1 rRNA gene is annotated in these 449 nt (G+C 52.3%); it reads left to right on the plus strand.

Going from position 1 to position 449, the window contains the following annotated elements:
- Positions 1-449: ribosomal RNA gene (locus SB771_RS33490) — 23S ribosomal RNA — on the plus strand; the annotation flags it as partial.

Below are 449 nucleotides of genomic sequence, written 5' to 3' on the forward strand. Positions count from 1 at the left end.
CTACGCAACGTTCATCGGCGTAGGGTGAGTCGGTCCCTAAGGCGAGGCTGAAAAGCGTAGTCGATGGAAAACAGGTTAATATTCCTGTACTTCCAGTTATTGCGATGGAGGGACGGAGAAGGTTAGGCCAGCCTGGCGTTGGTTGTCCAGGTTTAAGGTGGTAGGCTGGAATCTTAGGCAAATCCGGGATTTCAAGGCCGAGAGCTGATGACGAGTTGCCATTAGGCGACGAAGTGGTTGATACCATGCTTCCAAGAAAAGCTCCTAAGCTTCAGATAACTGGGAACCGTACCCCAAACCGACACAGGTGGTTAGGTAGAGAATACCAAGGCGCTTGAGAGAACTCGGGTGAAGGAACTAGGCAAAATGGCACCGTAAATTCGGGAGAAGGTGCGCCGGTGAGGGTGAAGGACTTGCTCCGTAAGCTCATGCCGGTCGAAGATACCAGG

Source organism: Burkholderia sp. SIMBA_051 (assembly GCF_046534915.1).
In the GTDB taxonomy this organism is placed as follows: Bacteria; Pseudomonadota; Gammaproteobacteria; order Burkholderiales; family Burkholderiaceae; genus Burkholderia; species Burkholderia ambifaria.